The sequence below is a fragment of the Streptomyces sp. NPDC101234 genome, assembly GCF_044767525.1.
In the GTDB taxonomy this organism is placed as follows: domain Bacteria; phylum Actinomycetota; class Actinomycetes; order Streptomycetales; family Streptomycetaceae; genus Streptomyces; species Streptomyces sasae.
Window position 1 is genome coordinate 118,076 of the sequence record NZ_JBIWOA010000003.1, and the last position, 23,553, is coordinate 141,628.

General features: G+C 72.5%; 23 protein-coding genes. 13 read left to right on the forward strand and 10 right to left on the reverse strand.

The window, feature by feature from the left end; all coding sequences use genetic code 11:
* Positions 1 to 366: 366 nt before the first annotated feature.
* From ACIRR9_RS07010 to ACIRR9_RS07020, 3 genes are all read right to left on the reverse strand, one after another.
* Positions 367 to 846, reverse strand: a complete 480-nt coding sequence (locus ACIRR9_RS07010) for a cupin domain-containing protein (protein WP_403748419.1) — start codon at positions 844 to 846, stop codon at positions 367 to 369.
* Between the two features lie 77 nt (positions 847 to 923).
* The gene (locus ACIRR9_RS07015) at positions 924 to 1,745 is read right to left on the reverse strand and encodes an SDR family NAD(P)-dependent oxidoreductase (protein WP_403748420.1); all 822 of its coding nucleotides are present in this window, start codon (positions 1,743 to 1,745) and stop codon (positions 924 to 926) included.
* Positions 1,742 to 2,551 carry an alpha/beta hydrolase gene (locus tag ACIRR9_RS07020; protein WP_384564937.1) on the reverse strand — a complete coding sequence of 270 codons (810 nt, stop codon included), beginning with the start codon at positions 2,549 to 2,551 and terminating at the stop codon, positions 1,742 to 1,744. The genes ACIRR9_RS07015 and ACIRR9_RS07020 overlap by 4 nt, the downstream gene beginning before the upstream one ends.
* A gap of 379 nt (positions 2,552 to 2,930) precedes the next feature.
* On the opposite strand from ACIRR9_RS07020, the gene ACIRR9_RS07025 reads away from it, so the two are divergent.
* The 10 genes from ACIRR9_RS07025 to hypA all read left to right on the forward strand — a co-directional run bounded on the left by ACIRR9_RS07025 (position 2,931) and on the right by hypA (position 12,629).
* Positions 2,931 to 3,755 carry a maleylpyruvate isomerase family mycothiol-dependent enzyme gene (locus ACIRR9_RS07025; RefSeq protein WP_403748422.1) on the forward strand — a complete coding sequence of 275 codons (825 nt, stop codon included), beginning with the start codon at positions 2,931 to 2,933 and terminating at the stop codon, positions 3,753 to 3,755.
* Positions 3,756 to 3,862: 107 nt separating this feature from the next.
* A complete protein-coding gene (locus ACIRR9_RS07030) occupies positions 3,863 to 6,043 on the forward strand; it encodes a serine/threonine-protein kinase (RefSeq protein WP_403748424.1) in 2,181 nt (726 codons plus the stop codon).
* Positions 6,044 to 6,165: 122 nt separating this feature from the next.
* Positions 6,166 to 7,722, forward strand: coding sequence for a hypothetical protein (locus tag ACIRR9_RS07035; protein ID WP_403748426.1), 1,557 nt, complete (start codon positions 6,166 to 6,168; stop codon positions 7,720 to 7,722).
* A 3-nt stretch (positions 7,723 to 7,725) separates the two neighbouring features.
* Positions 7,726 to 8,814 (forward strand): hydrogenase expression protein HypE, encoded by a 1,089-nt coding sequence (locus ACIRR9_RS07040; protein WP_403748428.1) that lies wholly within the window; start codon positions 7,726 to 7,728, stop codon positions 8,812 to 8,814.
* A 57-nt stretch (positions 8,815 to 8,871) separates the two neighbouring features.
* Positions 8,872 to 10,662: a nickel-dependent hydrogenase large subunit gene (locus ACIRR9_RS07045; protein WP_403748430.1), complete on the forward strand. Its 1,791-nt coding sequence runs from the start codon at positions 8,872 to 8,874 to the stop codon at positions 10,660 to 10,662.
* A complete protein-coding gene (locus ACIRR9_RS07050; protein ID WP_403748431.1) occupies positions 10,655 to 11,239 on the forward strand; it encodes a NifU family protein in 585 nt (194 codons plus the stop codon). The genes ACIRR9_RS07045 and ACIRR9_RS07050 overlap by 8 nt, the downstream gene beginning before the upstream one ends.
* Positions 11,236 to 11,832: a DUF5947 family protein gene (locus ACIRR9_RS07055; protein WP_365336447.1), complete on the forward strand. Its 597-nt coding sequence runs from the start codon at positions 11,236 to 11,238 to the stop codon at positions 11,830 to 11,832. Before ACIRR9_RS07050 ends, ACIRR9_RS07055 begins: the two co-directional genes overlap by 4 nt.
* Before the next feature lie 45 nt (positions 11,833 to 11,877).
* On the forward strand, positions 11,878 to 12,084 hold the full coding sequence (locus ACIRR9_RS07060) for a hypothetical protein (protein ID WP_403748432.1): 207 nt from the start codon (positions 11,878 to 11,880) through the stop codon (positions 12,082 to 12,084).
* Positions 12,085 to 12,106: 22 nt separating this feature from the next.
* On the forward strand, positions 12,107 to 12,283 hold the full coding sequence (locus tag ACIRR9_RS07065) for a hypothetical protein (protein WP_403748435.1): 177 nt from the start codon (positions 12,107 to 12,109) through the stop codon (positions 12,281 to 12,283).
* 7 nt (positions 12,284 to 12,290) lie between these two features.
* Positions 12,291 to 12,629, forward strand: coding sequence for a hydrogenase maturation nickel metallochaperone HypA (hypA, locus tag ACIRR9_RS07070; protein WP_403748437.1), 339 nt, complete (start codon positions 12,291 to 12,293; stop codon positions 12,627 to 12,629).
* Between the two features lie 81 nt (positions 12,630 to 12,710).
* Here the strand turns inward: hypA and hypE are convergent, their stop codons facing one another.
* The 7 genes from hypE to ACIRR9_RS07105 all read right to left on the reverse strand — a co-directional run bounded on the left by hypE (position 12,711) and on the right by ACIRR9_RS07105 (position 20,724).
* Complete coding sequence (gene hypE / locus ACIRR9_RS07075; protein ID WP_403749007.1) at positions 12,711 to 13,700, reverse strand: hydrogenase expression/formation protein HypE; 990 nt, start codon at positions 13,698 to 13,700, stop codon at positions 12,711 to 12,713.
* A gap of 67 nt (positions 13,701 to 13,767) precedes the next feature.
* The gene (hypD, locus tag ACIRR9_RS07080) at positions 13,768 to 14,895 is read right to left on the reverse strand and encodes a hydrogenase formation protein HypD (protein ID WP_403748439.1); all 1,128 of its coding nucleotides are present in this window, start codon (positions 14,893 to 14,895) and stop codon (positions 13,768 to 13,770) included.
* The gene (locus ACIRR9_RS07085; RefSeq protein ID WP_403748441.1) at positions 14,892 to 15,182 is read right to left on the reverse strand and encodes a HypC/HybG/HupF family hydrogenase formation chaperone; all 291 of its coding nucleotides are present in this window, start codon (positions 15,180 to 15,182) and stop codon (positions 14,892 to 14,894) included. Before ACIRR9_RS07085 ends, hypD begins: the two co-directional genes overlap by 4 nt.
* 3 nt (positions 15,183 to 15,185) lie before the next feature.
* The gene (gene hypF, locus ACIRR9_RS07090) at positions 15,186 to 17,681 is read right to left on the reverse strand and encodes a carbamoyltransferase HypF (protein ID WP_403748442.1); all 2,496 of its coding nucleotides are present in this window, start codon (positions 17,679 to 17,681) and stop codon (positions 15,186 to 15,188) included.
* On the reverse strand, positions 17,678 to 18,400 hold the full coding sequence (gene hypB, locus ACIRR9_RS07095) for a hydrogenase nickel incorporation protein HypB (RefSeq protein ID WP_403748444.1): 723 nt from the start codon (positions 18,398 to 18,400) through the stop codon (positions 17,678 to 17,680). Before hypB ends, hypF begins: the two co-directional genes overlap by 4 nt.
* A gap of 75 nt (positions 18,401 to 18,475) precedes the next feature.
* A complete protein-coding gene (locus ACIRR9_RS07100) occupies positions 18,476 to 19,057 on the reverse strand; it encodes a hydrogenase maturation protease (protein WP_403748446.1) in 582 nt (193 codons plus the stop codon).
* Positions 19,054 to 20,724, reverse strand: a complete 1,671-nt coding sequence (locus ACIRR9_RS07105; RefSeq protein WP_403748448.1) for a hydrogenase maturation protein — start codon at positions 20,722 to 20,724, stop codon at positions 19,054 to 19,056. The genes ACIRR9_RS07100 and ACIRR9_RS07105 overlap by 4 nt, the downstream gene beginning before the upstream one ends.
* Before the next feature lie 295 nt (positions 20,725 to 21,019).
* Here ACIRR9_RS07105 and ACIRR9_RS07110 point away from each other — a divergent pair, with 295 nt between their 5' ends.
* From ACIRR9_RS07110 to ACIRR9_RS07120, 3 genes are all read left to right on the forward strand, one after another.
* Complete coding sequence (locus ACIRR9_RS07110) at positions 21,020 to 22,366, forward strand: FAD-binding protein (protein WP_403748450.1); 1,347 nt, start codon at positions 21,020 to 21,022, stop codon at positions 22,364 to 22,366.
* Between the two features lie 97 nt (positions 22,367 to 22,463).
* Positions 22,464 to 23,210: a nuclear transport factor 2 family protein gene (locus ACIRR9_RS07115; protein ID WP_403748453.1), complete on the forward strand. Its 747-nt coding sequence runs from the start codon at positions 22,464 to 22,466 to the stop codon at positions 23,208 to 23,210.
* Complete coding sequence (locus tag ACIRR9_RS07120; protein WP_123979518.1) at positions 23,207 to 23,548, forward strand: YciI family protein; 342 nt, start codon at positions 23,207 to 23,209, stop codon at positions 23,546 to 23,548. The genes ACIRR9_RS07115 and ACIRR9_RS07120 overlap by 4 nt, the downstream gene beginning before the upstream one ends.
* Positions 23,549 to 23,553: the final 5 nt, after the last annotated feature.

Genomic DNA, 23,553 nt, shown 5'->3' on the forward strand with positions numbered 1-23,553 from the left:
GGTCAGGGTACTGCGCCGCGGCCCACGAACTGAACGGGAGACCAGGATGCGCCGGGCTGTCGCTTCGCCTCGGCCCAGGACCGTGCGGTGTCCGCGCGGTCCTTCCCTCCGGCCGCTGGGGAGCAGCCGCCCGGCGGCCCGGCGGTGTCCCCCAACGGCCCGGTCACGTAGGCGGGTTACGGAAGCAGCCCATCGGCCGCGCGCCGGCCGTCATCGCCGGGATCAAGCCGCCGACATGCCCCGTCAGGGCCCGTTGTCACGGCGTTCGGCCATGGCCGGTGCGCCTGCTCGCAGGTGCGCGGGACCGTGTCCCTGCGCGCGGTCCCGCCGCTGCCCTGTGCGGGCCCGTCGATCAGGGGGCAGCGCTCACGACGTCGGCGGCGGGCCGGTGACCCGCAGGTGGAACGCCTCGGCCGAGGCGACCACCGCGCCCAGGTCGAAGGCCGGCGGCAGATCGCCGGCCTCGGCGACCGGGGTGCCGTTGGCCTTGAAGTACTCCTCTATCCAGGCCGGGCTGAACAGGACGGCCAGGCGCGCGCCCTCGGGCGAACGCACCAGGTAGCTGTGCGGGACACCGCGCGGTCCGTAGGCGACCTGGCCCGGTGTCAGGTCATGGCGTCGGTCGCCGACGAAGAAGGTCACCTCGCCGTCCAGGACGAACCAGACCTCCTCCTCGTCCTCGTGGACGTGGTGCGGCGGTGCGTGCCCGGCCGGGTCCGCGAACTCCATCAGGCTGAGCCTGTTCTCGGTGGCGCTGCCGGGCAGCAGGATCCTGGCCTGGCCGCCGAGGAACCAGAACGGTTCACGCTCCGGCGTCGGCTCGAAGGTGGGAAAGAATCGGGTCAAGGTGACTCCAACGGTCGGGGCTGGGCAGGGTCGGGCGGCGGGGAGGTCGGGCTGCGGGCCCTGCGGCTGTACGGCGGTCAGAGGGCGTCGGTCATGCCGCCGTCGATCACGAAGTCGGCGCCGGTGATGTTCCCCGAGCGCCGGCTCGCCAGGTGGAGCACGAGGTCGGCGACTTCGGCGGGGGTGCTGAACCGGCCGGTGGCCGCCGCCCCGGCCGCGTTGCGGGCCACCTCGCCCGGATCGACGCCCAGCGACTGCCCGACGGTGTCGGCGACACCGCCCGCGCCCTTCCACAGCGCCGTCTCGACCGGGCCGGGGCTCACCGTGTTGACGCGCACACCCTCCGGCCCGACCTGCTTGGACAGGGCCTTGCAGAAGTTCGTCAGCGCCGCTTTGGCGGCGCTGTAGTCGATGACCAGCGGATCGGGCAGGCGGCCGTTGACCGAGGAGACGGTGACGATCCGTCCGTCGCCGCTCGCTATCAGGTGGGGCAGCGCCGCACGGGTCGCCCGCACGGCGGCCATGAAGTTGATCGTGAAGGCCCAGTCCCAGTCGGCGTCGGACACGGCCTGGAAGCCGTCCACCCGCGGGCGCACCGCGCCGACGTTGTTCACCAGCACGTCGACACCGCCGTACCCGGCGACCGCCTCCGCCACCAGCGCGGCCGGGGCGTCGGGCTCGGTCAGGTCCAGCTCCACGACGGTGAGTTCGGCGCCGTTCTTGACCAGGGCGTCAAGGCCGTCGCTGCGACTCCGCGAACCCGCGACGACACGGGCGCCGGCGCCGAGCAGAGCCTCGACGATCGCCAGGCCGATCCCGCGCCCGGCCCCGGTGACCACGGCGGTCTGTCCGGCCAGACCGAGGTCGAAAGCGGCGGGCCCGGAGATGCTCGTCGTCATCGCGCGGTCCCCAGGTTCTGCCGGCCCAGCCAGGCCAGGACCGTCTCGGCGACTTCGCGCCAGCCGCCGTCGATGGTCAGGGAGTGCCCGCGATCGGCGAAGCCGATGATGTCGGTGACGGCGTCGGAGTGCCGGTACTGCTTGAGGGTGGCGCGGGTGACGGTCTCGGGAACGGTGTGGTCCTTGCCGCCCGAGATCAGCAGCAGCGGGCCCCGCCCGGAGTTCCCGGTGTCGACCTTCGCCGGGGAGTGCGGGTTGAAGTTGGCCGAGGCCGCCTCGTAGAGCGGCTTGCCGGGGGCGGGGATGGTCCAGCGTTCGTACAGCTCCGCGGACTCCTCCTCGGGGATCGCGTTGCCGAAGGCGAACCGGAACTGCTCCGCGGTCAGGGACACCGAGCGGCGCTTGTTGGCGGGGTTCCTGAACACCGGGAGGGTGGCCCTGAGAGCCGACAACGGCAGCGGCAGTACGCCCTTGATCTGCGCGGCGTCGATCGCGACGGCCGCGGCGGCGCGGTCCTGGCCGAGCAGCTTCTGCGCGATCATGCCGCCGAAGGAGTGGCCGATCAGGACGGGCGGCGCCGGCAGTTCGGCGATCAGTGCCGCGTAGTGCTCCACGACGTCGTCGATGCCGTGGTCGGCGATGCTCTCCGGGTTCGCCCGGGCCTCCGCCACGGTGTCGGGGTCCCCCGGCCAACCCGGGGCGGACGGCTCGTAGCCCTCCTGACGGAACAGATCGACCCACGGCTGCCAGGAGGCGCTGTGCAGCCACAGCCCGTGGATGAAGTAGACGGGGATCGGGGTGGTCATGGCTCAGCCCTCCGGCGTGGCGACGTGGCGTCCCTGCGATGGCTCACACAACCCGACTCCCGGCGTGCTCGAACCGTGGTGACACCCCAGTCCTTCAGGACCGGGGGATGCTCTCGTACGAGAGGCCGGCGGCCTCCTGCCGCGCGCCGTCGGCGAGGGGCTCCTGCGCGCGGGCCTCTCCCTCGCCCGGGCGAGTTCGCTTCCGCCGCCGCTCATGCATCCGGCGTCGCTGGAGCAGTCCGAGCTCAGCGCCGCGCAGGCCGCCGACATGGTCGTCGACACCTTTCTGCGCGGCCTCGGTGCACGGGGACGGCCGTGAGGGCTTGTCGTGCGTCCGAACGTCTGATTGGGTACCGCGCGACAGAAAGGGGCAACCGGCGTGGATCAGGCGGCACGGCAGAACGTCCAGGGGGCGCTGCGCGATGGGCTCGGGCAGGCGATACGGCAGAGCGCCGCCGACATCGCGGCGGTACTGGTCGGCGCGGTCGACACGAGTGCCCCCGTACCGGGGTCGGAGTGGACGGTCGGCGAGGCGGCGGCCCATCTGGCGCTGGCCAACGAGCTGATGGCCGACCTCGCGGAGGGCCGGGAACGCCCTTACGGGAACGGCACCCCGCAGAGCCTGGCGGCGGCCAACGCCGAGTCGCTGGCCGTGTTCGGGGAGCGCCGGGCCGAGCCGCTCGCGGCGATGATCACGGCACAGGCCGAGCGTTGCGTGGACGCCCTGGCCGCCACGGCGGACGGTCCGGCGCCGGTCAGCCCGCTCGGCCCGATGGACCGGTCCGTGCTCGGCTCCTACCTGCTCACGCACATGCTGGGCCACGGCTACGACCTCGCCCGTGCGCTGCGGCGCCCGCACATGGTCGATGCCGAACGGGTCGGGTGGTGCATGCCGTTCATGCTCTCGGTGATGCCGGCCGTGGCGGACCGCTCGGTCACCGCCGGACTGACCGCCCGCTACACGATCCGGTTGCGCGGTGGCGAGAGCGCCTTCGGGGTCACCCTCACCGACGGCACCGTGCATGTGGCGCCCGAGCCGCAGGAACGCCCGGACTGCACGATCGCCATCGATCCCGTCGCCTTCCTGCTCATCGCCCTCGGCCGGCGCAACCCCTGGCTCGCCATGGCCCGGGGCCAGGTACTCGCCTTCGGCCGCAAACCCTGGCTCGGCCCCCGCTTCCCCGGCCTGTTCGTCGCCCCCTGACCTCGCCTGGAAGTGTCGGAGCCATTCGGGGGCCGGCACCGGCAGGGCCTAGGCTGAGCCTCCTGAACGGCCTTGTGGCGCAGGGGTAGTGGGAAGGGCGAGCGGGGATGCCGCTGAGCACCGGGGAATCGGGGGCCGCCGGCTCCATCGGCGGCTACACACTCGTCGACCGGCTGGGCAGCGGCGGGATGGGCGTCGTCTATCTCGCGCACTCCCCCTCGGGACGGCAGGTCGCGGTCAAGGTCGTCCACGCCCAGTACGCACTCGACGACGAGTTCCGCACCCGTTTCAGGCAGGAGGTCGCCGCGGCCCGGCGGGTGAGCGGCGCGTTCACCGCGCCCGTGGTCGACGCCGACCCGGACGCCGAGCAGCCGTGGATGGCGACGCTCTACGTACCCGGCCGCACCCTCGCCGAAGTGGTCGCGGAGGACGGGCCGTTGAGCGGGCGCGAGCTGCGCACGCTCGGGCTGGGACTGGTCGAGGCGCTGCGGGACATCCACCAGGCCGGGGTGGTGCACCGGGATCTGAAGCCGAGCAACGTACTGATGGCACAGGACGGGCCGCGGGTCATCGACTTCGGCATCTCCAGGGCGGCCGACAACGAACTCCTCACCGTGACCGGCCGGTTGATCGGGACCCCGCCCTTCATGTCCCCGGAGCAGTTCACGGCGCCCCGTGACGTCACGGCGGCCTCGGACGTGTTCTCGCTGGGCTCGCTCCTGGTGTACGCGGCCACCGGCAACCGTCCCTTCGACGGCGGCAGCCCGTACCTGACGGGTTATCAGGTGATGCACGAGGCGCCGACGCTGGAAGGGGTCCCGTATCCGCTGAGCGACATCGCGGAGCGCTGTCTGACCAAGGATCCGGAGTTCCGGCCCCGACTGGCCGAACTGCAGCAGCTGTTGGCGACCCTGCCCGACTCCGCCGCCGGGCCCCCGCCGACCGCTCCAGACCCCTCGCGCGAGACCGGCACCACCGCCGTTCCCGTCCGCAGGCGTCGGCGCCGACTCGCCGCCCTCGGCGCGGCCCTGGCCGTGGCAGCCGTGTCGCTGACCGTCTACACCGTGGTGTCGGACTCGGACTCCCCCGCGAAGGCCCCTGCCGCCCAGCGGAGTTCCGCCCCGCCCTCCCCCACGCTGCCCGCCGGCTACCGGCCCTGGCGGGCGAGCCTGCTCAAGACCGTGCGGGGCGGCGGAGGCAATTTCGTGGACAGCACGCAGAGCGGCTGCACAGCGGACGGCTCCTCGGTGTACTGCGCGGGGACCGGCTTCACCACCGCCCGGATCGACGCCGCCACCGGACGCGTCGTATGGCGGTACGGCACCGATCTCCAGACCACGCTGGCCGCGGGCGCCCGCGACGGCATCGTCTACACGTACGACAAGAAGTACTCGGAGAGCACCTTCCACCCCCAGCGACTGGTCGCCCTCGACCCCGGCACCCGGAAGCAGTTGTGGTCGACCGACGTCAACACCGGTCAGGACCGTCCCGCGCTCCTCTTCAAGGGCGGTGTGCTCGTGGTGCCGGACGACAGGTCGCACCTGGCCGCCTTCGACGCCCGCACGGGCCGGGCCCTGTGGCGGACCCCGGCGAAGTCCACGTCCGGCCCCGCCTGCGATCCGGCGGTCGTGGACGGTGTGCCGTACGGCCTGTGCTCGGCCGAGGACGATCCCACCCACGGTTCGATGAGCGTCCTGCGCCTCGACCCGGCCGACGGCACGGCCCGTGAACTCGCCACCCTGCCCGCACTGTCGCACCCCCTCGGCAGCGTGGACGGGGAGTTGCTCTTCGCCGTGCAGAAGCCGCCCGCCGACACCTACGAGTCGACCGACCTGCAGAACCTGTCGTACACGGGCCTGATCCGGGTGGACCCGGCCACCGGCGCCGTCGTCAAGGTCCCCTTCAAGGCCGTCCGGCACGGCACGGTCACCCTGGTCGGCGGCGTCGTGTGCATCGTGGGGCCCGACGGCACGGTCACCGCGCTCCGGCCGGGTGACGCCGGCCAGGTGTGGCAGCGGGAGACCCAGATCGAGAACCTGTCCACGCCGGTGTACTCGTCGACGTACGACGAGCTGTACTTCGTCAACCGTTACGGCCGGCTGCTCGCCCTGGACCGGCGGACCGGCGCCCGGCGGTGGAGCACGGCCAAGGTGGCCGCACCCGGGGCCTCGGCCGAGAGCACCGTGCCGAGCCTGCTCCTCGTGCGGGACGCGATCGTGGCGCAGGTCGGCGACATCGCCTTCTCGGTCCGCCCGGACCACCCCTCGCGGACCGCCTCCGCGGGCTGATCCGGCGCACGCCCGAGCCCACCCGTACGGCCTAACGCCGCTCAGCCAGAAGAGGCGAGTCGGCGTGACCGATGTGACCGTGGTGGAAGGTATGGGCGCGCCTACGGATCCGAGGAGGCTGCATGGCCGAGGGACTGGTCGACGGCAGAGCGCCCCGCACTGCCCCGGTGGACGGCTCCGACCGCCCCGAACCGATCTTCGAACAGCTGAGCGCAGTCGCCGATGCCGTCCTCTACGAGGGCTACCTCCTCTACCCCTATCGGCGGTCCTCGCCCAAGAATCGCGCCCGCTGGCAGTTCGGGGTCCTCCTCCCCCGGGACCGGATGGAGGCGGACGGCCCGGTCAGCCCGGGCGTGTCGGGTTCCGCCGACTCCTGGTACCAGCAGACGGAGTGCCTGCTGCGGGTGCGCCGACCGGACGCGGTCCTGCGGCTGCGGGTGCGGTACCTGCAACTGCAGCACAAGCAGGTCGAGAACGGCCGGGGGCAGCCTGTCGACTCGCTCACCTGCGACGACGGCACGGTACAGCTGACCTTCGAGGAGGCGGTGCCACGGGAGACCGACCTCGCGGTCCCGCTGGACCGCCTGGACCGCCTGGACCGCGGCGAGCACACCGTTGCCGTGGGCTCACCGGCCGGTGTCGACACGGAGGCGCTGCCCTCGGGCGCCGGGCGGGTCGTACGGCGCCGGGAGAAGCTGCGGGCGAGCACCACTCTCGTGGCCGAGCGGCTCGGCGAGGACCTCTTCCGGCTCCGGGTGCGCACTGCCAACGAGGGGCGGACGGCGGATCCGGGTGCCCTCCGCGACCGGGCGCTCCGCAACGCCCTGATCGCCACCCACACCCTCCTCGGCGTCGAGGGCGGGGAGTTCGTCTCCCTGATCGACCCGGGCACCGGCCTCCGGGAGGCCGCCCGGAGCTGCCGCAACGACTTCACGTTCCCGGTGCTGGGCGGCGCACCGCCCGCGACCGCCCCCGAGGACGGCTCGGTGTCCGCCCTGCTGCTCTCCTCGCCGATCATCCTTCCCGACCATCCGCAGGTGGCGCCGGAGAGCCCGGGGGACCTGCACGACGCCGGTGAGATCGACGAGATCCTCACGCTGCGCACGATGCTGCTGACGGACGAGGAGAAGCGCGAGGCCCGGGCGACGGATCCCCGGGCCGCCGAGATCCTCGACCGCGTCGACACCATGCCACCGGAGGTGTTCGGACGCCTCCACGGGGCGATCCGCTCACTCAGGCCTGCCGACGAACACCCCAGCACCAACAGGAACAGCGGCACCCGGACCACCGACAACCGCACCGGCAGCTGCCGTCCCGCCTGGTGGCAGGAGGGTGTCGATGACGGGATCTCTCCGGCCACCGACACGGTTCTGGTCGGCGGCGTGCGGGTCGGCGGCGGGTGCCCGGTGCGGCTCCGCCCGCGTGGCAAGGGTGCCGACGCCCAGGACATGTTCCTGGCCGGACGGACCGCGACCGTGGCCGCCGTCTTCCACGACGTGGACGGCAGCACTCATCTCGCCGTCACCGTCGACGACGACCCGGCGGCCGAACTGCACGGCTGGTACGGCCGTTTCCACTACTTCCGGCCCGACGAAGTCGAGCCGCTCGGGGGCACCGACGTCCCGGATCCAGAGGCGGCGACCACGCCGTCCCCGGGGCCCTCTCCATCGGAGGCCTAGCGTATGAGCACCACAAGCGGCACCACCGCCGTCGGCGGCGAACCCGGCCGAGCCGGCGAACACCAGGGGTTCGACGAGATCACCATCCTCTGGATCTCCGAGGGCATGAGCTGTGACGGCGACACCGTCTCCGTGACGGCCGCCGACCAGCCCTCCATCGAGGACCTGGTTCTCGGTCTGATCCCGGGCGTCCCGAAGGTCAACCTGGTCAACAAGGTGCTCTCGCCGAGCCTGGGCGGCGAGGACTTCCTCGCTCCCTACCGGAAGGCGGCGCGGGGCGAGCTGGAGCCGTTCATCCTCGTCATCGAGGGCTCGATCCCGAACCAGAACATCATCGAGGGCGACGGCTACTGGACGTCCTTCGGCAACGACCCGGAGACCGGCCAGCCGCAGACCATCAACGACTGGATCGACCAGCTGGCACCCAAGGCCTGGGCCGTGGTCGCCGTCGGCACCTGCGCCGCCTTCGGCGGTATCCACGCGATGGCCGGCAACCCGACCGGCTCCATGGGCCTCGCGGACTACCTGGGCTGGGAGTACAAGTCACAGGGCGGACTGCCCGTGGTGAACATCCCCGGCTGCCCGGTCCAGCCGGAGAACTTCATGGAGACCCTGGTATGGGTGCTCTACCACGCCGCCGGCACCGCTCCCCCGCCCCCGCTGGACCACATGCTGCGCCCGCAGTGGCTGTTCGGCCGCACGGTGCACGAGGGCTGCGACCGCGCCGCCTACTACGAGCAGGCGACCTTCGCGGCCGACTACAACTCGCCCAAGTGCCTGGTGAAGACCGGTTGCTGGGGCCCGGTCGTGAACTGCAACGTGCCCAAGCGGGGCTGGATGGCCGGCGTCGGCGGCTGCCCGAACGTCGGCGGCATCTGCATCGGCTGCACCATGCCCGGCTTCCCCGACGCGTTCATGCCGTTCATGGACGAGCCGCCCGGCGGCAATCTCTCCTCGCTGGCCATCAAGCCGTACGGCGCGGTCATCCGCCGGCTGCGCGGCTTCACCAACGAGCTGGTGAACCACGAACCCAGGTGGCGCCACAACAAGCGCAGGCTCACCAGCGGCTACGCCCCGCGCTGGCGCCCCTGACACACCACGCGGAGCCCCCCACCCAAGTCCCCCCACAGCAAAGGTCAGCGAACACCGATGACAACCGAGGCCCGGCAGAAAGGGCGCAAGCCCGCGCAGATCGTGGACATGTCCTGGGATCCGATCACCCGGATCATCGGAAACCTGGGCATCTACACGAAGATCGACTTCGCCAACCGGGAGGTCGTGGAGTGCCACAGCACCTCCTCCCTGTTCCGCGGCTACTCCGTCTTCATGAAGGGGAAGGACCCGCGTGACGCGGGCTTCATCACCTCACGGATCTGCGGTATCTGCGGTGACAACCACACCACCTGCTCCGACTACGCCCAGCAGATGGCGTACGGCGTGAAGCCGCCGCCGCTGGCCGAGCACATCGTGAACCTCGGCGAGGCGGCCGAGTACATGTTCGACCACACGATCTTCCAGGACAACCTGGTCTTCGTGGACTTCTGCGAGCAGATGGTCAAGGCCACCAACCCGAGCGTCCTGGCCCGCGCGCAGAAGACCACCGCGCCGCGCGGTGACATCCACGGCTACCGGACCATCGCGGACATCATGAAGGCCTTCAACCCCTTCGAGGGCGAGGTCTACAAGGAGGCCCTGAAGGTCTCCCGCACCACCCGCGAGATGTTCTGCCTGATGGAGGGCCGCCATGTGCACCCCTCCACGCTGTATCCGGGCGGTGTCGGCACCATGCCGTCGCCGACCGCGTTCACCGACTACCTCAGCCGGCTGATGCACGTCATCGACTTCGTGAAGAAGGCCGTCGCCATGAACGACGACGTCTTCGACTTCTTCTACGAGGCGCTGCCCGGCTACGAGGAGGTCGGCAAGCGCCGTATCCTGCTCGGCTGTTGGGGCGCCTGGCAGGACCCGAAGGTCGTCGACTACAAGTACGAGAACATGGACCGCTGGGGCAAGGCGATGTACGTCACCCCGGGCATCGTGGTCGACGGCGAACTGGTCACCAACAACCTGGTCGACATCAACCTCGGCCTCAGGATCATGCTGGGCAGCTCGTTCTACGAGGACTGGGTCAACGAGGACCCGTTCGTCACCCACGACCCGCTGGGCAACCCCGTCGACATGCGGCACCCGTGGAACCAGACCACTCTCCCGGTGCCGCAGAAGCGGGACTTCGAGGGCAACTACAGCTGGGTGATGAGCCCGCGCTGGTTCGACCAGCGCACCGGCGACCACCTTGCCCTCGACACCGGCGGCGGCCCGCTGGCCCGGCTCTGGTCGACCGCGCTGAGCGGCATCGTCGACACGCCGTACATCAAGGCCACCGGCCACAGCGTCCGCATCTCGCTGCCCAAGGGCGAGAGCCTGCCGGAGACCACGCTGGAGTGGAAGATCCCGAAGTGGTCCAACACCCTCGAACGGGACCGCGCCCGGCCGTACTTCGTCGCCTACGCGGCGGCGATGGCCCTGCAGTTCCTGGACGAGGCGATGGGTCTTGTGCGGTCCGGCGACACCAAGGTGTTCGAGGACTTCGAGGTGCCGGACGAGGCGATCGGCTGCGGCTTCCACGAGGCCGTGCGCGGTGTCCTCTCCCACCACCTGGTGATCAAGGACAAGAAGATCGCCAACTACCACCCGTACCCGCCGACCCCGTGGAACGCCAGCCCCCGCGACAAGTTCGGCACCCCCGGCCCCTACGAGGACGCCGTCATGAACCAGCCGATCTTCGAGGAGAACGGCCCCGACGACTTCAAGGGCGTCGACATCATGCGCACGGTCCGCAGCTTCGACCCCTGTCTGCCGTGCGGTGTCCACATGTACACGAGCAAGGGCAAGACACTGACCGTCACCCACTCGCCGACCTACGGAGCGAGTCATGGCTGATGTGACGGCCGGTGTGACGGCTGAGGTGACGGCCGGCATCGGGCGGCTCGACGGCCCGGCGGTCGAGGCGCGGCTGGCCCGCCTCGACTCGCTGCTGGAGAGCCTGGAGTCCGCCCCGGGCCCGCTCGGCAGCTCCGCCGTCGAGGCGGTCCGGCTGCTGGCCGAGGTCTACGGCGAGGCGCTCGCCCGGATCCTCGACGGCGCCGACGCGCCGCTGGCCGAGCGGCTCGCCGACGACGAGCTCCTCGACCACCTCATGGTCCTGCACGACATCCATCCCGACTCCCCCGAGTGCCGGGCCGCCCGCGCGGTCGAGCGGCTGCGCCCCGCCGTGCGCGAGCGCGGCGGCGACGTCGAGTGGGCCGGTGTGGAGGGCGAGGTGGGCCGGGTGCGGCTGGCCACGGGCGGCGGTTGCGGTTCCGGGTGCGGCGGAGGTACGACGGAGGTGACCGACGTCGTCCGGGAGGCGGTGCTCGCCGCGGCTCCCGAGCTCGCCGACGTGCAGCCGGTGCCCGAGGCCCCGGCGCCCGCCTTCGTCCCCCTGGACTCCCTGCGCCGGTCACAGGAGGCCCGGTGAGCGTCGAAGGGGCCCTGGCCCGCCTCATCCGTTCCTCGGCCGACCTGCAGACAGCGGCCGGGGCGGAGGTGTGCGACCTGTGCGCCGCCCCGGTGGCCGAGGACCATCCGCATCTGTACGACACCGGGCAGGCCGAGGTCCGCTGTGCCTGCCGGCCCTGCTCGGTGCTGTTCGCCGAGACCCTGCAGGGTGAGGGCCGGCTCCGGCTGGTCCCCACCCGCCGGGTCCGCCTCCCGAAGGTCGACACGGCGGCCCTCGGGGTCCCGGTCGGGCTGGTCTTCTTCGTACCGCGCGCCGACGGGTCGGTCACCGCGGAGGGGCCGAGCCCGGCGGGTGCCATGCGCTGGGAGGTGGACGCGGCGGCCTGGCAGCGGGCGGTCGCCGGCTGTCCGCCGCTCGCCGGTATGACACCGGACGTGGAGGCGTTGCTGGTCAACACCGTCCACGGTCAGGACCACCACTGGATCACACCGATCGACGACTGCTTCCGCATGCTCGCCGTGATCCGCCGCGAATGGCGCGGCCTGTCCGGCGGCGGCCGGATGTGGCCGGCCGTCGAGCGTTTCTTCGAGGAGCTCACCGAGCGGTCCTGACACCGGACGGCCTCGAAGAACGGCACCACAGGAAGGAGAAACCCCATGGGCGAGATCCGAGTCGGCCGCCCCCAGACGCGGCCCGACACACCGTCCCACGTGCCCGGCATACACGAGGGCAACGAGGGTCCCTACAAGAAGCAGGCAGGTCACCACCAGGACGGCACCGCCGACGCGCGGCGCTCGACCAACATCGACTGGAAACGTCACGACGCCCTGCTGGACGTCATGCCGAACATCCCGCCCGGATGACACAGATCAGGGAGTTCCCCACATGAAGGACCGACACAAGAGGACAGGAACGGCGGCCCAGACCGTGCTGACCGCGGAGATCGCCGTGGTGGGCGCCCTGGTCCTGGCGCTGCTCGCCACCAACATTCCCAGTCTGATGCGCGAGATGAAGATCTGGCGCATCGCGGGCGGGCTGCGCGCCGGTCACCGGTATCCGTGAGCGGGTCGTGCACGAACTGTCGATCGCGACCGCGATCGTGGAGCAGGCCGACGAGTGGGCCCGGGCGGACGGCGCGGACAGTGTCTCCGCGGTGACCGTCCGGGTCGGCGAACTGTCCGGGGTCGTCCCCGACGCCCTGGACTTCGCCTTCGAGATGGCCCGCGACGGCACGGCCCTGGCCGGGGCCCGGCTGGTGGTCGAGCAGGTGACGGCGCGGGCCTGGTGCGGTCCGTGCGCCGAGGAGTTCGCGGTGGGTATGCCGCCGTTCTTCTGGTGCCCGCGCTGTGACCGGCCCTCCACCGAGCTGCGCAGCGGCCGGGAACTGGAGATCACCGCGGTCGAATGACCCCGCCGGTGCCGTACGGCACCGGCGGGGTCATCGCCTTCTCATCTCATCGGCGGATCCCGTCGTCAGCAGATCCTGTCGTCAGCAGATGCGGGGCAGCTGCTCCCCGAGCGGGAGGTCGACGACCCGGGTGCCGCCCAGGCCGGTCGCGACGACCACCATGCCGGGGTGCTCGGTCACGCACTCGCCGATCCGGGTCGCGCCCGCCCCCTGCGGATGGGCGCGCATCGCGTCGAGCACGGCGTCGGCCTCCGTCGGCGGGACGAAAGCCACCAGGCAGCCCTCGTTGGCGACATAGAGCGGGTCGAGCCCGAGGAAACCGCAGGCGCTCGCGACCGCGTCCGGTACCGGAATGGCCCGCTCGTTCAGCCGTACCCCGGTTCCCGAGGCGCGGGCGATCTCGTTGAGCGAGGCGGCCAGACCGCCCCGGGTCGGGTCGCGCAGGACGTGGATGTCGGGGGTGACGTCCAGCATGGTCGCCACCAGGTCGGCGAGGGACGCGGTGTCGCTGGCGATCTCGACGCCGAACTCCAGCCCCTCGCGCACGCTGAGTACGGCCACCCCGTGCAGGCCGATCGGCCCGCTGACGATGACGGCGTCCCCGGGCCGGGCCCGCTGCGGCCGGATGTCGACCCGCTCGGGGACAAGGCCGACCCCGGCGGTGGTGACGTACACCCCGTCCCCGTGCCCGGCCTCGACCACCTTGGTGTCACCGGTGGCGATGGTGACTCCGGCCGTCTCGGCCGCCGTGCCCATGGCCTGGGCGATGCGTTCGACCACGGACAGCTGCACGCCCTCCTCCAGCACGAAGGCGGCGGAGAGGTAGGCAGGCCGGGCACCGCTCATCGCGAGGTCGTTGACGGTGCCGTTGACGGCGAGGTCGCCGAGGCAGCCGCCGGGGAAGAAGAGCGGCCGTACCACGTAGGAGTCGGTGGAGAGGGCCAGCCTGGCGCCGCCGAGCTGGAGGACCGCGGAGTCGGTCATCCCGGCGAGCAGGGCGTTGCCGTAGGCGGGGGCGAAGATCTGCTCGATCAGTTCGGCGGAGAGGGCGCCGCCTCCGCCGTGGCCCATCACCACGACCGGCTGGTCGCGGATCGGCGCCGGGCAGCTCCAGTTCGCGGGGTCGACGAGGGTCTGCTCAGCCAACGGGGTTCATCTCCTCGCGCGGGTGCGCCGGTTCGGACATCCGGCGGTAGAGGTAGTAGGCGGCACAGGCGCCCTCGCTGGAGACCATGGTGGCGCCGAGCGGGGTGCGCGGGGTGCAGGTGGTGCCGAAGGCCGCGCAGTCCGTGGGCTTGATGAGCCCCTGCAGGATCTCGCCGGCGCGGCACTCGGCGGGTTCCTCGGTGCGGATGCCGGTGACGTCGAAGCGGTGCTCGGCGTCGTGGTCCCGGTAGGCCTCGGTCAGCCGCCAGCCGCTGGCGGGGATCCGGCCGATGCCGCGCCAGGAGCGGTCGGTGACCTCGAAGACCTCCTCGATCATGCGGATCGCGGCCGGGTTGCCGTCCGTGCGCACGGCACGGGCGTAGGCGTTCTCCACCCGGTGCTCGCCGCGCTCCAGTTGGCGGACGGTGCGGCGGATTCCCTCCAGGATGTCGAGCGGTTCGAAGCCGGTGACCACGATCGGCACACGGTGCCGTTCGGCCAGCTCCGGGTACTCGGCCATGCCCATCACGCTGCACACGTGCCCGGCGGCCAGGAAGCCCTGCACCCGGCAGCTGGGCGCGGTCATGATGGCCTCGATGGCCGGGGGGACCCGGACATGGGAGACCAGGAGGGTGAAGTTGGTCAGGCCGAGGCGCCTGGCCTGGTGGACGGCCATGGCGTTGGCGGGGGCGGTGGTCTCGAAGCCGATGGCGAAGAACACCACCTGACGGTCCGGGTGGCGCCGGGCCAGCTGGAGCGCGTCGAGCGGTGAGTACACCACGCGGACGTCGCCTCCCTCGCCCTTGACCCGGAACAGGTCCCGGTCGGTGCCGGGGACGCGGAGCATGTCGCCGAACGAGCAGAAGATCACGTCCGGACGGGCGGCGATCTCCAGCGCCTTGTCGATGCACTCCAGCGGGGTCACACAGACCGGGCAGCCGGGACCGTGGATCAACTCCACCTCATCGGGCAGGAGTTGGTCGATGCCGTGCCGAATGATGGAGTGGGTCTGGCCGCCGCACACCTCCATCAGGGCCCAGGGCCGGGTCACGGTGGCCCGGATCTCGTCCAGCAGGCGGCGGGCCAGCTTGGGGTCGTTGAACTCGTCGAGGTACTTCACCGGGACTCGCTCCCCTCGGCCTGCCGGGCCGCCTGCTGCCAGGCGTCGCCGAACTCCTCCTCGAGAAGCCCCAGTTCCTCGAAGAGCTTGAGGGAGGCCAGAGCCGACTCCTCGTCGAGTCGCTGCAGGGCGAAGCCCACATGGACGATGACGTACTCGCCCACCCGCACGTCCGAGACGTACTCCAGACACGCCTGCTTCTGCACTCCGCCGAAGTCGATCAGGCCGGTGAGGGGATCGGCGGTGTCGTCGATGCTCACGACTCTGCCGGGCACTGCCAGACACATGGGTCACTCCGTCTCGTCGCTGACTGCTTTCCGTCGGTCGTCGTCAGGTCGTTCATGGGCCGGAGCCGATTCGGCCGAAGCCGGTTCGGCCATAGCCCGTGCCCGGGCGGCAGCCGATTCACGGGCCGCGGCCGGTTCATGGGCCGCGACCATCAGCTGCCCGAGGGCCAACCCGCCGTCGTTCGGGGGGACTTCGCCGTGCAGCAGGACCGTGAATCCGGCGCCGTGCAGCAGGTCGGTGCTCGCGCTCTCCAGCAGGGCGTTGGCGAACACCCCTCCGGTGAGGGCGACGGTGCTCAGTCCGGTGACCGCGCGTGCGCGTCGGCACAGGCCCAGGACGGCCTGGGCGACGCCGCGGTGGAAGCGGGCCGCGATGACCGGGGCCGGGGTGCCGCACCGCAGGTCGGTGACGATCGCGCGCAGGGCGGGGGCCGGGTCGAAGCGGTCGCCGAAGGAGTACGCGGCCGTGTCCTCGTCCCAGGCCGGGCAGGCCTGTGCCTCCAGCTCCAGGGCGGCCTGGGCCTCGTATCCCGCGCGGTGGCAGACCCCTGCGAGGGAGGACACGGCGTCGAAGAGACGGCCCATGCTGGAGGTGGCCACGCAGCCGACCTGACTCGGCAACTGCCGTGCCAGCAGCGTGAGTTCCTCGCGGGAGCCGGCGGCGACACAGGGCAGGTCCGCATCCCACGGCACACCGGCCGCCCACAGCCGGGCCAGCGCCGTCCGGCACGGGTTGGCCACGCCCGCGTCCCCGCCGGGCAGTGGGGCCGGGGCGAGGTGGGCGAGGCGCCGGTAGCCGGTGTAGTCGGCGACGAGGACCTCGCCGCCCCAGACGGTGCCGTCGTCGCCGTAGCCGGTGCCGTCGAAGGCGACGCCGATGACGGGTGTGGTGCCGTCGAGGCCGGCCTCTGCCATGGCGGCGGCGATGTGGGCGTGGTGGTGCTGGACGAACACCGGCTTACTCAGCGGGAGTCGACCGGTGTGTTCCGGCGGGAACCGAGTGCCGTGCGCCGGCGGGAGCTGATGGGCGTACCGACGTGCCCAGGCGGACGAGTGGTAACCGGGGTGGCGGTCGGCGGCGACGAGCTCGGGGCGGATTCCGGTCAGCCGGTGCAGATGCCGTTCGGCGCGGGTGGCGGCCTCCAGGGTGGCCAGGTCGCCCATGTCGCCGATGTGCGGCCCGAACCAGGCAAGTTCGCCCTCGCCGACGCAGAGCGCGTTCTTGAGGTCACCGCCCACCGCGAGCGCGGGCCGCACCGGGACGGGCAGGCGCAGCGGACGCGGCACATACCCGCGGGAGCGGCGCAGCACCTGCTCGGTGCCGTCGGCGCGCACCCTCAGCAGGGAGTCGTCGCAGGGCGAGGCGATGGGCCGGTCGTGGGCGAGCCAGGCGTCGGCCAGTCCGAAGAGCCGGGTCAGGGCCTCGTCGTCGTCCGTGACAATCGGTTCGCCCGAGCGGTTGCCGCTGGTCATGACGAGGACGCGGGGGCCGGGCGGGTCGCCGGGGAGGCCGAAGAGGAGGGTGTGGACGGGGGTGTAGGGCAGCATCACGCCGAGGTGCGGGCTGCCGGGGCAGAGGCCGGGTGCCAGCCGCACCCCGCGACGGGGGCGGAGGAGGACGATGGGGCGCCGGGGGCCGATGAGGGCGGCTCGTTCGGCCGTCCCGACCTCGGCGATCCGCTCCGCCTCGCCGAGGTCCGCGCACATCACGGCGAACGGCTTGTCGCCGCGTGCCTTTCTGGTGCGCAGGGTGTCGACGGCCCGGACGTCGGCGGCGTCGCAGGCCAGGTGGTAGCCGCCGATGCCCTTCACGGCGACGATCCGCCCGGCGGCGAGCAGCTCTCGCGCCCGTGAGAGGGCGTCACCGTCGCGAGCGGCTCTCACTCCGCTGCCGGCGGCGGGCACCAGCCGCAGCCGGGGCCCGCAGTCCGGGCACGCGACGGGCTGGGCGTGGAAGCGGCGGTCGGTCGGGGCGCCGTACTCCCGGGCGCAGCCGGTGCACATGGGGAAGCCGGACATCGTGGTGACCGCGCGGTCGTACGGCATCCCGGTGGCGATGGTGAAGCGGGGCCCGCAGTGGGTGCAGGTGATGAAGGGGTGCCGGTGGCGGTGGTCGGCCGGATCGGACAGTTCGCGCAGGCAGTCGGCGCAGGTCGCGGTGTCGGGTGGGAGGAGGGTACGGCCCGGGGCCGACTGCTCGGAGGCACGGATCGTGAAGCCGGGGTCCGCGCCGGTGACGGGTACCTCCTCCACACCCACCGCGGTCACGGTGGCCAGCGGCGGCGGCTCGGTGGCCAGCCGCTCGCAGAACCGGTCGACGTCGGCCGCCGGGCCCTCGACCTCGACGATCACTCCGTTCGCCGTGTTGCCGACGAATCCGGCGAGCGCGAGATCGACGGCCAGCCGGTGGACGTACGGGCGGAAGCCCACGCCCTGCACGGTCCCGCGCACGGTGACGCGCCGGCGGACGGCCGCCGCCGTGGTGGACGCGGCGGTCACGAGGCGGTCGGGGCGTGGACGTGACCGTGCGGGTGCGGGGCGAGGGGCGGACGGTGCACGGGGGCGCCGTCCCGGACGGCGAGCACCCGGTCGAGGACCGTGTCGACGCCCTCGCCGGTGCGGGCGCAGGAACGCACGATCTCCACCCCGGGGTTGACCCGCCGTACGTGGTCGGCGAAGGCGGTCGCGTCGAAGCCGGCCGGTCCGGCGAGGTCGGTCTTGGTGAGGACGACCAGGTGCGCGGAGCCGAAGGCGGTCGGGTACTTCGAGGGCTTGTCCTCGCCCTCCGTCACCGCCATCAGCACGATCCGCAGGTGTTCGCCGAGGTCGTAGGAGGCCGGGCAGACCAGGTTGCCGACGTTCTCGACGAACAGCAGAGCGGTGTCGGTGGGCAGCCAGCCCTCAAGATGGCCGCGGATCTGCCGGGCCTCCAGATGGCACAGCCCGTCGGTCAGCAGCTGTTTCACCGGCGCTCCGGAACGGGCCAGGCGCACGGCGTCGTTCTCGGTCGCGAGGTCGGCGGTGAAGGCGGCGACGGGCACGTCCCGTTCCCGTGCCCGGGCGAGCACCCGGCCGAGCAGTTCGGTCTTGCCGCTGCCGGGACTGGAGAGCAGGTTCACCACGCTCACCCCGCGCGCGGTCAGGTCGTCGCGCAGGCTCGCGGCCAGGCCGTCGTTCCTGGCCAGGACGGCCCGGGTGACCTCCTCCGACTGACACATGGGTGCTCCGCTCTGGGTCGCTGGGCTCGGGACGAACCTTCGGAGCGGGCTGGTCCCGGTCCGGGTACTGGTCCGTCAGCGATCCTCCGCGCCGGTGGCGGCGGTGTGCGGGAGCCCGGCCGCGGCGCGGCCCGCGGATTCCTCCGGGCGGGCCAACGAAGGCGTGACCAGGGGATCCGCCAGCAGCGCCGGGACCAGGGTGTGCAGGGCCGCGACGGCTCGCCCCACCGCGTCCCGGACGGGCTCGCTCAGGCCGGGGGCGATGTCCTCGTCGCCGCGCGGCAGCTCGCCGGGCTCGCAGGCGAGGACGAGGACGCGGGGCAGGGGTTCGTCGCCGAGGTGGGTGGCCAGGGCCAGCACCTTCGCCGGGTCCATGCCGTGTGCCTCGGGCGGGGCCGCCGAGCGGCCGTCGGGCGGTTCGGGCGCGACCAGGGACAGGGTGCCGGGGCGTTCGCCGCGGGCGGCCGCGTCCACGAGCACGGCGACCGTCCAGCCGTCCAGCAGTTCGTAGGCGAGGTCCATGCCCCGGATGCCGAAGTCCCGGACCCTCACCTCGGGCGGCAGGGGGCACTCCGCCAGGGCGCGGATCACCTCGGGGCCGAAGGCGTCGTCCCCGAGGAAGATGTTGCCGACGCCCGCCACCAGCAGCCGTGTCACCGGGCACCGCCGGGGACCTTGCGGACGAAGTCCGAGCGCAGCGCGTGGTAGGCGGCGCCGGGGTCGAAGAACAGGGCGTGCATCCGGGCGAGTTCGTCGCTCCGGTACTCGGCGAGCGGCCGTACGGCCTCGTCGGCCCGGCGCGCCGCGGCCTTGGCGGCGATCCGGCGGTCAAGGTCCGGGGTGCCGGCGAGCGCGGCCGCCAGCTGCTCGACCTCGGCGGTGAAGTCCTGTGCGGGCACCGGCACCAGCCGGTCGACGAGCCCGGTCCGGGCGGCTGTCGCCGCGCTCACCGGCTGTGCCTCGTCCATGAGCCGCCGGGCGGTCTCGGCGCCGACGCGGCGGGGCAGCGTGTACGTCCAGAACTCGGAGCCGTACAGGCCCATCCGCCGGTAGTGCGGGTTGAGGACGGCGCCGGTGCGGCACCAGACCTCGTCGGCGGCGAGGGCGAGCATGGCGCCGCCGGCCGCCGCGTTGCCGCCGAGTGCCGCCACGACCAGCCGGTCGGTGGTCCGCAGCACGGCCTCGACCAGGTCGTCCATCGCGTTCAGGTTGGTCCAGGACTCCTCGGCGGGGTCCGGGGCGGCCTCGATGACGTTCAGGTGGATGCCGTTGGAGAAGAAGTCGCGCCGGCCGCCGAGCACGATTACCCGGGTGGGGCGGGCGAGTGCGTACTCGTACGCGGCGAGCAGGCGCCGGCAGTGGTCGGTGCTCATCGCCCCGCCGGGGAAGGAGAACCTCACGAAGCCGACGTCGCCGTGCTGCCGGTAGGTGATGTCGGTCCAGGTGCGGCGGTCCGGGGGCAGTTCGAGCGGGGCGGGGCTCTCCGGAAGGTCCGGGGCGGCGAGCACGTCGGCCGCGGGGCGGCGGAAGGGGGCGGGGTCGCCGGAGTTCTTGCGGGGGCGCAGTTCGGGGATCCACACGGCGCCGTCCCGGGTGGCCCGGCAGACCGCGCCCGCCCGCGTCGCGAGCAGCTCACCGGGTTCCCCGGTCAGTCGGTCCTCGGGGTGCCCTCCGTGCAGGAACACCTCCCGGCCGAGGAGTTCGTCCAGGACCCCCGGCTGCGAGTCGGCGCCGCGCAGCTTGCGCAGTACGGCCTCGGTGTCGTCGGCCGCCCAGTCGATCCGTCGCCGCACCTGCCGGAAGACGTCACGCCAGACGATCCGGCCATGGATCTCGGGGTCGCTCTGCGGTCGGGGCTTGTACGAGCCCTCCGCGTACCGTCGTACGGCCTCGTGGACGGCGGTGAGGGCGGCGTCGGCGGCCTCGCCCCGGTAGAGGTCGCTCTTGCCGACCGGCTCGACCGGGAACGGCTCGCTCGCCCAGACGGCGCCCGCGTCCATGGCCGCCTCGGCCTGGAGCACGGTCACCCCCCAGCTGGGGCCCTGTCCGGCGATGGCCCAGTCGAGGGAGGAGGGGCCGCGGTCGCCGGGCGGTCCCGGGTGCACGATCAGGCAGGTGTGCTCCCGCCAGACGTCCTCGGGGAGTGCCGTCTTCAGCATCGGCGCGACGATCAGCTCCGGGCGCCGGTCCTGTACCGCGGCGCGGACGGCGTCGGGGCCGTGGCCGGCGAGGACGACGTCCACCCGGTGGCCGAGGTCTGACAGTTCGGCGTACACCCGCTGGGACAGGCTGTTGAACGCGCTTGCGACGAGCAGAATGTCCATGGTGCGGCATATTCGCGGCTTCAGGGGCTTCCGGAAAGCACCCGCGCGGCGTTTCGCCGACGGTCCTGGACCGCACGGGCCTCGCCCGCCCGGAACGCCCGGTCCGTCCTGGGCTCCGTCACGAACCGGAGGACCCGGCATACCGGCGGTGTGCACGACAGGGTGACCCGGTCTCCGGCGCGGTAAACCCACCGTGGGGGTGAGGTGCCGAAGCGGGAAACCGTGTCCGTCCGTCGTGCCCGGCCAGGAAGATGGTTCCGCCCGTGTCGACCGATGCCTCTTTGGAGTGTGCCGCGTGACGTCGTCGGACCGTGTCTCCGCACCGTTCGTGGAACTGCTGGACACCCGCCCGGAAACCCTCCGGGAGGCGGCCGAGGACTTCGGTCACCTGGTGTGCGCACCGCCTCTGGGGGTGCTGCGGCCGCGGTCCGCGGCCGAGGTCAGGGACGCGCTGGCGTACGCCGGGCCGCGCGGGATCCCGGTGGCCGCACGGGCCGGCGGCCACTCGATGTACGGCCAGGGTCAGGCACCCGGCGGGATCGTCCTCGACCTGCGTGAGCTGAGCGCGGTCGGGCCGGTGACCGGCGACCGGGTCGAGGTCGAGGCGGGTGCGCTGTGGCGTGACGTGCTGACGGCGACCCTCCCGTACGGGCTCGCGCCGCCCGTCCTCACCGACTACCTGGGGGCCGGCGTCGGCGGAGTGCTGAGCGTCGGCGGGCTGGGCGGCGCCGGCCACCGGCACGGACTGGTCGCGGACTCGGTGCTGGAGCTGGAGGTGGTGACCGGGGCCGGCGAGCACCTGGTCTGCTCGCCGGAACACCATGGCGCGCTCTTCCACGCGGTCCTGGCCGGACTGGGGCAGGTCGCCGTCATCGTCCGGGCCACCCTGCGGCTGTCCCCCGCGCCCGCCCTGGTGCGCCGCTACTGCCTGTACTACCCCGATCTCGACGCCTACCTGGCCGACCAGCGCCTGCTCGCCACGGACGGGCGCTTCGGCTACCTCGAAGGCCAGGCCCGCCCCGTCGAGGACACCGTCGACGGCTGGCGGTTCATGGTCGAGGCCGTGGCCGCCCATCAGGGCCCAACCCCGCCCGACGACACAGCCCTCCTCGGGGACCTCTCCTTCGGCACGGCCGAGATCGAGGACCTCGGGTACGCCGAGTTCGCGGACCGGGTCGCGGTCGACGAGGAGACGCTGCGCGCCAGCGGCGAGTGGCTGCACCCGCATCCCTGGCTGAACCTGCTGCTCCCCGAGGACACCGCCGCGTCCGTCGTGACCGGCATCCTCGCGGACCCGGCCTTCACGGACCTGCGCGAGAACGGCCTGGTGCTGCTCTACCCCCTCCTCACCCGTACCCTGCGGGCCCCGCTGTTCCGGCGCCCGCGCGGCGAGGTCGTCCATCTGCTCGCCCTGCTGCGCACGGCCGTCCCGGGCGCGGCCGACCCGATGGTGGCCGCCAACCGCCGGGCGTACGAGTACGCGCGGGCCGAGGGCGCGGTGGCCTACCCGGCCAACGCGCTGCCGATGTCCCCCGCTGACTGGCGCGAGCACTACGGCAGCCAGTGGGGAACGCTGGCCGAGGCCAAGGCCGTCCACGACCCGCACGGCGTCCTGGCCCGGGGGCACGGGATGTGGCAGTGACCGGGGCCACACACACCCGCCGGGCCACGGTGTGTCGATTCCGCCCGGCTCCGTTCGTCGGTGGGGTGTAAGAAGCTCTTGAGGACCGGGAGGAACCATGAAGTACATGCTGCTGGTCTGCGGCGACGACACCGCCGACGCCTCCGGGATGGCACCGGTGGAGCCCTGGGTGGAGGAGCACGGCGTCCGCCGCGGGGTCCGGCTGTACGGCCACCGCCTGCGGCTGCCGGACACGGCGGTCACCGTGCGGGTGCGCGACGGGGAGGTGCTGCGGACCGACGGGCCGTTCGCGGAGACCAAGGAGTACGTCGCCGGGTTCGACGTCGTCGACTGCGACAGCCTGGAGGAGGCCGTACGGATCGCCGCCCAGCACCCCGTGGCGACCATCGGGGCCATGGAGGTGCGCCCGTTCTGGGACGAGGGGCTGGTGGAGGACGCCGGAACGGCCGTGCGCCGGATCGACGCCGAGCTGACCGCGGCCGCCCGCGAGCGGGACGTCGACCGGATGACGGCCTGCTATGCGCCCGATGTGGAGGCCTTCGGGCCCGCCGCGGCCGAGCCGCAGTCCGGGATCGCCGCGCTCCGCAAGGCGGTCGAGGGGTGGTTCGCGACGCTCAGCGGGCCCGTGCACCGCGAGGTGCTCGAACTGCGTGTGCGACCCGGGGAGGGCAGCACCTTCAGCCACGCCCTCGTCCGGATCCGCGGCACCCGGGTGACCGGGGAGCCCCTGGACCGGGTGGTGCGGGTGACCACCGGCTACCGGGACACCGGCTTCAGCTGGGTCATCGCCCATGAACATGTCTCGGTGCCGCTGGAGGCGACGGCCGGGAAGGAGCCGTCATGAAGTACGTCCTGTTCATCTGCACGCCCGTCGGCGGCGAGGAGCTCAGCCCCGCCGAGATCGCCGAGGACCCGCGCTTCACCTCGTACATCCACGAGGTCCGCACCCGGGACGTCGTCAAGGGCGGTGCCCGGCTGCGGCCCGCCGCCGACGCGACCACCGTCCGGGTGCAGGGCGACGAAGTGCTGCTGAGCGACGGGCCGTTCGCCGAGACCAAGGAGTACGTCGCGGGCCTCGACATCATCGAGGTCGCCGACCTCGACGAGGCCATCGCGCTCGCCTCCCGGCACCCGGCGGCGCTGGCCGGCGGCTCGGTCGAGGTGCGGCCGGTCTGGGAGTGAACACC

Bases quoted from the DNA above. Each gene is read 5' to 3' on its own strand.
- ACIRR9_RS07015 (WP_403748420.1), bottom strand. From the start codon at position 1,745: ATGACGACGAGCATCTCCGGGCCCGCCGCTTTCGACCTCGGTCTGGCC.
- ACIRR9_RS07020 (WP_384564937.1), bottom strand. From the start codon at position 2,551: ATGACCACCCCGATCCCCGTCTACTTCATCCACGGGCTGTGGCTGCAC.
- ACIRR9_RS07030 (WP_403748424.1), top strand. From the start codon at position 3,863: ATGCCGCTGAGCACCGGGGAATCGGGGGCCGCCGGCTCCATCGGCGGC.
- ACIRR9_RS07035 (WP_403748426.1), top strand. From the start codon at position 6,166: ATGGCCGAGGGACTGGTCGACGGCAGAGCGCCCCGCACTGCCCCGGTG.
- ACIRR9_RS07040 (WP_403748428.1), top strand. From the start codon at position 7,726: ATGAGCACCACAAGCGGCACCACCGCCGTCGGCGGCGAACCCGGCCGA.
- ACIRR9_RS07045 (WP_403748430.1), top strand. From the start codon at position 8,872: ATGACAACCGAGGCCCGGCAGAAAGGGCGCAAGCCCGCGCAGATCGTG.
- ACIRR9_RS07050 (WP_403748431.1), top strand. From the start codon at position 10,655: ATGGCTGATGTGACGGCCGGTGTGACGGCTGAGGTGACGGCCGGCATC.
- ACIRR9_RS07060 (WP_403748432.1), top strand. From the start codon at position 11,878: ATGGGCGAGATCCGAGTCGGCCGCCCCCAGACGCGGCCCGACACACCG.
- ACIRR9_RS07065 (WP_403748435.1), top strand. From the start codon at position 12,107: ATGAAGGACCGACACAAGAGGACAGGAACGGCGGCCCAGACCGTGCTG.
- hypE (WP_403749007.1), bottom strand. From the start codon at position 13,700: ATGGGCCACGGCGGAGGCGGCGCCCTCTCCGCCGAACTGATCGAGCAG.
- ACIRR9_RS07085 (WP_403748441.1), bottom strand. From the start codon at position 15,182: ATGTGTCTGGCAGTGCCCGGCAGAGTCGTGAGCATCGACGACACCGCC.
- hypB (WP_403748444.1), bottom strand. From the start codon at position 18,400: ATGTGTCAGTCGGAGGAGGTCACCCGGGCCGTCCTGGCCAGGAACGAC.
- ACIRR9_RS07105 (WP_403748448.1), bottom strand. From the start codon at position 20,724: ATGGACATTCTGCTCGTCGCAAGCGCGTTCAACAGCCTGTCCCAGCGG.
- ACIRR9_RS07115 (WP_403748453.1), top strand. From the start codon at position 22,464: ATGAAGTACATGCTGCTGGTCTGCGGCGACGACACCGCCGACGCCTCC.
- ACIRR9_RS07120 (WP_123979518.1), top strand. From the start codon at position 23,207: ATGAAGTACGTCCTGTTCATCTGCACGCCCGTCGGCGGCGAGGAGCTC.